This window comes from Ilumatobacter sp., assembly GCF_041688325.1.
In the GTDB taxonomy this organism is placed as follows: domain Bacteria; phylum Actinomycetota; class Acidimicrobiia; order Acidimicrobiales; family Ilumatobacteraceae; genus Ilumatobacter_A.
The window spans coordinates 1-8,625 of the sequence record NZ_JBDNIJ010000177.1 but is presented as its reverse complement, the minus strand read 5'-3'; the positions used below and the strand labels follow the sequence as shown (position 1 = coordinate 8,625).

At 63.4% G+C, this 8,625-nt stretch carries 6 protein-coding genes; 4 read left to right on the top strand and 2 right to left on the bottom strand.

What is annotated here, in order from left to right; all coding sequences use genetic code 11:
• The first annotated feature begins 146 nt into the window (after positions 1-146).
• The 4 genes from dnaK to ACH2EI_RS11140 all read left to right on the top strand — a co-directional run bounded on the left by dnaK (position 147) and on the right by ACH2EI_RS11140 (position 4,358).
• Positions 147-2,003, top strand: a complete 1,857-nt coding sequence (gene dnaK, locus ACH2EI_RS11155) for a molecular chaperone DnaK (RefSeq protein ID WP_395155715.1) — start codon at positions 147-149, stop codon at positions 2,001-2,003.
• A gap of 19 nt (positions 2,004-2,022) precedes the next feature.
• A complete protein-coding gene (locus ACH2EI_RS11150) occupies positions 2,023-2,688 on the top strand; it encodes a nucleotide exchange factor GrpE (RefSeq protein ID WP_395160040.1) in 666 nt (221 codons plus the stop codon).
• A gap of 63 nt (positions 2,689-2,751) precedes the next feature.
• Positions 2,752-3,891 (top strand): molecular chaperone DnaJ, encoded by a 1,140-nt coding sequence (gene dnaJ / locus ACH2EI_RS11145; RefSeq protein ID WP_395155713.1) that lies wholly within the window; start codon positions 2,752-2,754, stop codon positions 3,889-3,891.
• 32 nt (positions 3,892-3,923) lie between these two features.
• Positions 3,924-4,358 (top strand): heat shock protein transcriptional repressor HspR, encoded by a 435-nt coding sequence (locus ACH2EI_RS11140; RefSeq protein WP_395155711.1) that lies wholly within the window; start codon positions 3,924-3,926, stop codon positions 4,356-4,358.
• A gap of 56 nt (positions 4,359-4,414) precedes the next feature.
• On the opposite strand, the gene ACH2EI_RS11135 is transcribed toward ACH2EI_RS11140, so the two are convergent.
• Together ACH2EI_RS11135 and ACH2EI_RS11130 are read right to left on the bottom strand one after the other, a co-directional pair.
• A complete protein-coding gene (locus tag ACH2EI_RS11135) occupies positions 4,415-5,410 on the bottom strand; it encodes a hypothetical protein (protein WP_395155709.1) in 996 nt (331 codons plus the stop codon).
• The gene (locus ACH2EI_RS11130; RefSeq protein ID WP_395160038.1) at positions 5,407-8,487 is read right to left on the bottom strand and encodes a hypothetical protein; all 3,081 of its coding nucleotides are present in this window, start codon (positions 8,485-8,487) and stop codon (positions 5,407-5,409) included. Before ACH2EI_RS11130 ends, ACH2EI_RS11135 begins: the two co-directional genes overlap by 4 nt.
• Positions 8,488-8,625 lie beyond the last annotated feature (138 nt).

Genomic DNA, 8,625 nt, shown 5'->3' with positions numbered 1-8,625 from the left:
TCACTTGTCAAGTAAGTGCAGTCGAGGTTGTTGGTGAGTGCGTTAACCTCTATCTTGAGTCCTGACGAATAAAGATTTTGATCCATCCCCCCTGGATCCCCCCACCCCCCGAATATCTCTCGAACACAGGAAGCAAGGAGCACCACATGCCTAAGGCAGTCGGTATCGACCTCGGTACCACCAACTCAGTCGTCTCGGTCCTGGAAGGCGGTGAGCCCATCGTCATCCCGAACTCCGAAGGTGGCCGCACCACCCCGTCCGTCGTCGCGTTCTCCAAGGCAGGCGAAGTCCTCGTCGGTGAAGTCGCAAAGCGTCAGGCGATCACGAACCCCGACCGCACCTTCCGTTCAGTCAAGCGCCATATGGGCGAGTCTTGGAAGTCGGAAGACATCGACGGCAAGCAGTACACCGCACAAGAGATCAGCGCCCGCACGCTGATGAAGCTCAAGCGCGACGCCGAGAGCTACCTCGGTGACACGGTCACGCAGGCCGTCATTACGGTCCCCGCGTACTTCGACGACGCCCAGCGCACCGCAACGAAAGAAGCTGGCACCATTGCGGGCCTTGAAGTCCTGCGCATCATCAACGAGCCAACTGCAGCAGCGCTTGCCTACGGCCTCGACAAGGGCGACGAAGACGAAACCATCCTCGTGTTCGACCTTGGTGGCGGCACGTTCGACGTGTCTGTCCTCGAGATCGGCGATGGCGTCTTCGAAGTGAAGTCCACGCACGGCGACACCGTTCTTGGTGGCGACGACTGGGATCAGCGCATTATCGACTGGCTCGTCCAGCAGTTCAAGGCAGCCCAGGGCGTTGACCTCAGTGTCGACCGCATGGCTGCACAGCGCCTGCAGGAAGCCGCCGAAAAGGCCAAGGTCGAACTCAGCCAGGTGCAGAGCACACAGATCAACCTGCCGTTCATCACCGCCACGGCCGATGGCCCGCTGCATCTCGACGAACAGCTCACACGCGCGAAGTTCCAGGAGCTCACTGCCGATCTCATCGAGCGTTGCCGCACTCCGTTCGAGCAGGCCCTCAAAGACGCTGGCGTCGCCAAGGGCGAACTCAACCACGTGATCCTCGTCGGCGGCTCGACCCGCATGCCGGCCGTCACCGATCTCGTGCAGGACCTCACCGGTAAAGAGCCGAACAAGACGGTCAACCCGGACGAAGTGGTTGCCATCGGCGCTGCTGTCCAGGCCGGCGTGCTCCGCGGCGACGTCAAGGACGTCCTGCTGCTCGACGTCACGCCGCTGTCGCTCGGCATCGAGACCAAGGGTGGCGTCATGACCAAGCTCATCGAGCGCAACACCACTATTCCGACCAAGCGTTCCGAGGTGTTCACCACTGCAGAAGACATGCAGCCGTCGGTCGAGATTCACGTGCTCCAAGGTGAGCGCGAGATGTCGAGCTACAACAAGACCCTCGGCAAGTTCACGCTTGTCGACCTGCCGCCTGCCCCCCGTGGCGTGCCGCAGATCGAGGTCACTTTCGACATCGACGCCAACGGCATCGTGCACGTGAGTGCCAAGGACCGAGCCACCAACAAAGAGCAGTCGATGACGCTCAGTGGCCAGTCGACGCTCAACAAGGACGACATCGCACAGATGGTCAAAGACGCCGAGGCACACGCCGACGAAGACGCCAAGCGTCGCGCCGAGGCCGAAGTCCGGAACAACGCCGACAGCCTCGTCTACCAGACCGAAAAGGTCCTCCGCGAGCAGGGTGAGAAGGTCCCGGCCGAAGAGAAAGACGCTGTCGAGGCGCCCCTCGCTGACCTCAAGAAGGCACTCGAAGGCAACGACAACGACGCAATCAAGTCGACAACCGAAGCCCTCATGGCGGCCAGCCAGGCATTCAGCCAGAAGCTCTACGAAGCAGCTGCAAAGGATGCAGGAGCAGAAGGCTCCTCCGCATCTGGCCAGGGCGACACGGGCGCAGGCGACGTGAATGACGACGACATCGTCGACGCCGAAATCGTCGACGACGAGCCGGAAGCCTGAGGCACCGGTCGTGTCCAACATGGGAGATGGCGACATGGTCGATCCCGATGATCTGAACGACGAGGAGCTGGCCGGGAGTGCATCCCGGTCGGCTTCCGAGTCGGCAGCGGCTGCTGATGCAGCTGATGCAACGGGTCAGAACGACGTGCCTGAACGGGCCGGCGAATTCGACGAAATCGATACTTTGTCGGCACTCGATTTCGAGGTCCCCGAAGTTGTTGCAGCCGATCTGGTGGACGAGTCTGGCGCCGAGGTGGACTTCTCCGACATCGATGTCGCCGCGGTTCTTGCCGAACGCGACGAATACAAGTCAATCGCCCAGCGTGTGCAGGCCGAGTTCGAAAACTTTCGCAAGCAGGCCAACATTCGTGCGCAGTCCGATGCTGACCGGGCGACCGGTCGACTCGCCGAGGCGTTCTTGCCGGTCCTCGATGCGGCTGAAGCAGCGTTCCTTCGTCATCCTGATGAGGTGGGCCCACTGCTCAACCAGATGCTGGCCGAGCTCAAGAAGCAAGGTCTCGAAAGTCTCGATCTCGACGGGCAACCGTTTGACCCCGAGGTCGCCGAGGCGGTCGCCCACGATCCAATCGATGGTGGTGTACCGATCGTGGCAGAAGTACTGCGCAGCGGTTACCAGTGGAAGGGCAAGACCCTCCGCGCCGCCATGGTCAAGACAAAAGACTGAGATGTACGGCGTGGCGCCGGGCGCCACGCCGTACATCTCGAACGCCGAGGAGGTGAGCACAAGATGGCTGCACAACGAGACTGGTTCGAAAAAGACTTCTACAAGACCCTGAGGGTGAGCGCGAGTGCCACCGACAAGGAGATCACCAAGGCGTATCGCAAGCTTGCGCGAGAGCTGCACCCTGACAAGAACCCCGGTGACGATGTCGCCGAGGAAAAGTTCAAAGAGGTGTCGGCCGCCTACGACGTCCTCGGCAACGATGACAAGCGTGCCGAATACGATGAAATCCGCCGTATGGGCCCCGCCACAATGGGTGGCCGACCTGGCGGATCTGACGGATTTTCCTTCAACGTCGGGGACATGGGTGGAGGGCTCGGCGATGTCCTCGGCGGGATGTTCGGCCGCAATGGCGGCCGAGGTCGAGGTGGATCGAGCGGTGTTCAGCCGCGACGCGGTACGGACATCGAAGCCCAGCTCACGGTCGATTTTGCCGATGCCGTCACGGGCCTCGAAACCACGCTGTATCTCACTACTGATGCTCAATGTTCGACCTGCCATGGTTCGGGCGCCAAGCCGGGCACGTCCCCCAAGGTGTGCAGCAACTGCCAGGGCCGCGGTGTCACTGACGACAACCAGGGCATGTTTTCCTTCTCGTCGCCGTGCCATTTGTGCTCGGGCACCGGCCGCCTGATTGACGAGCGCTGCGGGACCTGTCGCGGTGGCGGTGTCGAGAAGCGGCCTCGCGAGGTGAAGACTCGGTTGCCTGCAGGTGTGAAAGACGGTCAGACCATTCGCCTGAAGGGGCGGGGTGGTCCGGGTCGGAACAACGGCCCGAACGGTGATCTGCTCGTCCAGCTCAAGGTCATGCCGCATCACATGTTCGGTCGCAGCGGCGTGAACCTCACTGTCGCTGTCCCGATTGCATTTACAGATGCAGCGCTCGGTGCCGACATTCAGGTGCCGACACTCAGCGGCCCGACGGTGACCCTGCGCGTGAAAGCGGGCACGCAATCAGGAACCCGACACCGCGTCAAGGGCAAGGGCATCGAGACCCCCAAAGAGCAAGGCGACCTGATCGTCACCGTGAATGTGCATGTCCCGACCGAATTGAACGACGCAGAACGCTCGGCAATCGAGCGCCTTCGTGCAGCCACTACGGTGGTCGCAAGCGAAGTAAGTAGTGAGGCACCGAGCGGTGCGTGAAATCGCGCGACGCTCACCGAAGAGGCACCCACATGGCTGACAACGAGGCAACCAGGCGAACTCGCTCTTCGGCGGTGTACGTGATTTCGGTCGCGGCTGAACTTTCTGGCATGCACCCACAGACGTTGCGGATCTACGAACGTCGTGGACTCGTCGAGCCGGCTCGAACACAAGGCGGCAACCGCCGCTACAGCGACGCTGACATCGCCATCTTGCGGCGGATCTCTGAACTGACCTCGGAGGGTATGAACCTCGAAGGAATTCGCCGTGTCATGCACCTCGAAGCTGAGAACGTTCGGTTGCGTACCGAACTCGAACAAGCTCGTGAGATAGCGCTGCATGCCATTGCCGAGGCCGAACGCAGCCAGGCGGCTGGCGTACGGGCCGCCGCTGGCGGCGGCCTCGTTCCGCTGCGGCAGGCAGTCGCCGTCTTCGGCAAGCGGCCGAGCATCTTCGACCGGGACTGACCCGTCGAACCGGGAGGACTCCATTTTGAGCCGCCTTGGACTTCTCCAGGTGTTCGTCAGCCGCGTCGCGGCCTAAACCGGGAGAAAGCGCGCTTCGTCGCACTCGGTCCCGACGGCAATGTCGGTGCGCCGATGGACGAGACGCGCTCGATCGCCCATGGGCGGCGAGCCAAGTGTGCTTCGGTCACGGTCAACGACATAATGTCGACCGGTCGGTGCCGTCCGCCGATCCTGGCTGCTCCGATGGCTGCGCCTATGGCGACGCACTGTCGCGCCGGGCTGCGGAGGTCGTGAGGCGGGAACGCCGGGTACGGCGCCGTTCCGACGAGGAGCGCGTCCGCGTCGACGTCGTTGACGCTGACAAGGTTGGGCTGAGCAGCGCCCACCGCGAGGAGGTGTTCGATGATCGATTCGATGTCGTTGAGCCCGTCGAACATGGCCACGGAAAACGATGCTCCACCACAAAGGAGCAAGGGATGTGCCGTACCGGCTGTGTTGGACGCAGCCGCAGCGACCGGCACGCCTCCGTCGAACGCTGTGGTGAACGTTTCGCTTGCTGCAGCAGCCCGTTCGACGTAACGGATCTCGGGGGAAACGGCGCGGGCCAGTGCGATCGGGCTCGGTTCGACAGCGACGTCGAGGAAGCCGGCGCGTTCAGCCAAGGTCTCGAAGCGGCGCACCCGTTCGATGGGCCAGTCCAGGGCGTACAGCCAACGGCGCGGGCCCTCGTCGACCAGCAGCGTCGAGGCCATCCCGAGCCGTCGGGCGACATCACCACGGAGGACGTTGAGTTCGGGGCCGGATTGCCCCGTGACATCGATCCGATGCAGCGACGAGGACGCCGGGAACATCGCGATTCGGGCCGGGACCGGAGCACCACCGAGTTCGGCGCGAAGCCGAACGAAGGCATCGAGCACTACTCGATCGTCGTCGACCGATCGCAACGAAACTTCGGCGGCGTGTGCGGGAAGGGCACCATCGGCATCGATGAGGACTGCACGCAGGACCCGGTCGGTGCACTCGATGCCGACGGCGGACTGTTGGTCCGTCACGATGCAGTCCTCGCGGCGAGAGCCATGGCGAGGTCGAGGCTGCTTTCGAGACTGGCGAGCTGCAGCATGCTTGGTTCGTCGTTGATGATCGCATGGCATCGCCCGGTGATCGACGCGAAACGTTCTGGCTGTTCGATACCGAGCATCCCGTAGCCATCGAGGTCGCTGAGTGAGGCGACGAGAACGGTCGAGCAGGCGCGGATCAACTCTTCGGCGTCGACAGGGTGGGACGCAGTGGCCACGACGTTGATCCCGACGACGGCGCCGCGCTGGGCGAGTTCAGCCAACGCTCTGCGTGCCTCGGGTGCCAGGCGTTCGATATCGCGAACAAGCAGCAGATGGGCCGGATGGTCACTGATCCGAAATGCCGTATCGGCCGACCGTCGGCGCAGTTCCGCCTGGGACTGTTTGATGAGGTCCATCAACGCCTCCGGCTGTTCGGGCGAGGCGACCTGAGCCATGTGGGGGATCGATTCGAGTGCGCTTCGTCGACCGGCCTGGTGTTCGATTGCGGACACGATCAGATCGTCTGTGGCGAACCGATCGACGATGCCGCAGACCATCACATCGAGCAGCGCCCGGATCCCGGACCTTGGCGCCCCGAGGGCGATGATCGACCCCGTCGGTCCGGGCAGCCACCAGTGCGGCGTCGCTGTCGTTGACGCAGCCGTTTCGATCAGGCCGATCGGGATGCCGCGACGGTTGTCCTGGGTGAGGAAGCTCTCGGCGTCGAGCGTGAGCGGGAGTGGGACCGGTATCAGCGACGCAGGCCGTTCGATCTGCCGCTGATCAGCGAGGCTGCGGAGCCCGTCGACGAGACGGCGAACCATTCGATCGGGTTGCTGGAACACGCTGCCTGACACACGTTCGAGTCGTCGTTCGAGCGGGCTGGGTGGACGACCGAAGACGAAGGGCTTGACCGAGACGGCGTCGCCCGTGTCTGTCGGCGGGTCGTCGGGCGAGAACGGTGTCCGAAGCTGGCGGTCGCGGTCCTGCACCGTGGCCTGACGCGCCCCGCTGTTGCGGTCGATGGCCATTTCGGCGGCGTGGGCGCGGGTGACCGATGCGTCGAGTGCATCGGCGAACGTGCCGCCGACGTGCGGGAGTTGGCGGTCGCGGTCGTGCACGGTGGCCCGAAGCGCTCCGCCGTAACGGTCGACGGCGATTTCGACAGGGCAGGCGCGCCTCACTGATGCGTCGAGCGACGCCAGTGGCAATGCGGTCGTCACCACGAGGTGCACTCCGGACGTCTGATCGGCGAGTTCGGTGAGAGCAGTGATCAACCCGGGGGCTGCCAGCTCGGTGTCAGTAAGTCCGTGGACGAAGATGGCGAGGCGTTTGCCGGCTGATTGGCCTGAGCTGACGAATTGACGGAGGTGAGCTTCGAACCGGTCTGCGGCATGATTACCGCGGTCGGCGAATGTGCCGGCGAAGTGAGGGAGTTGTCGGGCCGCGTCGAACTCCGACGCTCGACGGTGATCGACTTCGACAATCGACAGCTCGTTGGGTGACCATGTCGAACCCATCGACAGAGCGATCACCTCGGCGATGTTGTCGGCTTCGTCGATGCTCGATCCGCTGATGGCGACGCCGCGGTCGAGACCGAGGTCGATGCCGACCACGGCTCCAACAAGCGCTCCAATGCCGAGTTTGACTTCATTGCCTGGCTTGCCGAGCTGACTGTCCCAGCGATCTGATGCCTCGTGGGCCGAGACGATTTCCGCCAGCGTCGGGTTGATTGGCGCAACGTTGTCGGAGGAATCGATCGGTAGATCGGGGTCAACGAGCGGGGCGAGGTGGCGAGCTACGTCAGCGGCCACGTCGAGATCGACCAGCCCGACTCGCAGATCGGTTCGTGCTGTGCGAGAGAGGTGGACGAGGCCAGCGCGACCGGGGGTCTCTTCATCGAGCTCGATGAGGGTCGAGGCCGAAACCGGTGCGCCAATGCGGTCGCGGCACAATGCGATCACGGTGACATGGTCCGGCCGGTCTATCAACACCTCTCGAAGAGGGGCACCGGCGTGATTCCACGACGCGCTGTCGGTCACGGCGAGCAGCACGCGTTTTCCTGGCGTCGTGGAGACTCGAGCTGCCCATGAGGCGACTTCGAGTTCGTTCGAGAGAATGTCGGGGAGGTCGTCGTGGCGCAGGTGTGGCAGCCACTTGGCCCAATCCCAGGTCTCAAGCCGTTCTCGGCTTGGCACGATGGCGACCGCCAGATCCGCAGGACCGTAGCGGGTGACCGCGTCGATCAGGATCGACCGAAGCACCGCCTCGCCGTCTTCGCTTTGCCCAGTGATGGCAACGATGCCGAGGTGGCACAGATCGAGGGTGACGCTCCCGTTTCCGTCCACCTGATCGGCGCCGTCGGCCAGACCGACACTCACTGGCATCGACGTCGTGGTTGCTCGTTGGTGCCAGAGGCCATGGCGGCGGTCACGTGCATCAAGCACAGAATCGACGAGAAAACGACGGGTTCTGCCTGGTTCCCCAGGTGGCCTGTTGTGGACGATGGTGCCGTCGTTCGTTGGACGCTGCTGCGGACGCTGGTGGGGCTGCGCCGGTTCGACCATAAAGACACGTCCGTCGACGACCAGGCAGCCGCCAGCCCACAATCGCGCCTCGGTCAACGGTGCCCCATCGAGCATGATGTTTGACGTCGAACCGCTCGGCGAGACGGTCACTCCGCTGCCGTGCACGTCCAGTTCGAATTCGGCGGATTCGACGGTGTCGAAATCGAGTTCGGGAGCCGACGCTCTGATGCTTGGGCCGACGCGGTAGTTCCCGGGCGGCAAGGGTCGGATAGTTCCAGCACCGGGGCCCGTGGGCTGCAGCAGATTGACGACTGCGTCGACGGCCGCGTTCCGGTCGAGATTGGTGTCGATGATCGACCCATTGAAGATTGCGAGGGTGGAGAGCGGAGCTCGGGTGTCGACGAGGTGATTGTCGACGAGCGCAGCCGACGGCGCTGCCTGGCCAGTTGTCGCAGCGATGGTTTCGTGCAGGGTCGCTCGCTCGTCGTGCAGCGTGACAACGATGTCGGCGGACCCGTGGGTGGTGCGGATCGTGAGTTCCATGGTTCTGGGCATCGTCGCCTTTAGTCCGATTCGCCTGTCCAGAAACTCCCCACACTCCACATAATAGGTGTGGGGTGGCGGTCAGGAGAGCGCTACCGAAGGTTTCGCTTCAGTCTTGCCGAGAAACTGCCGATATAT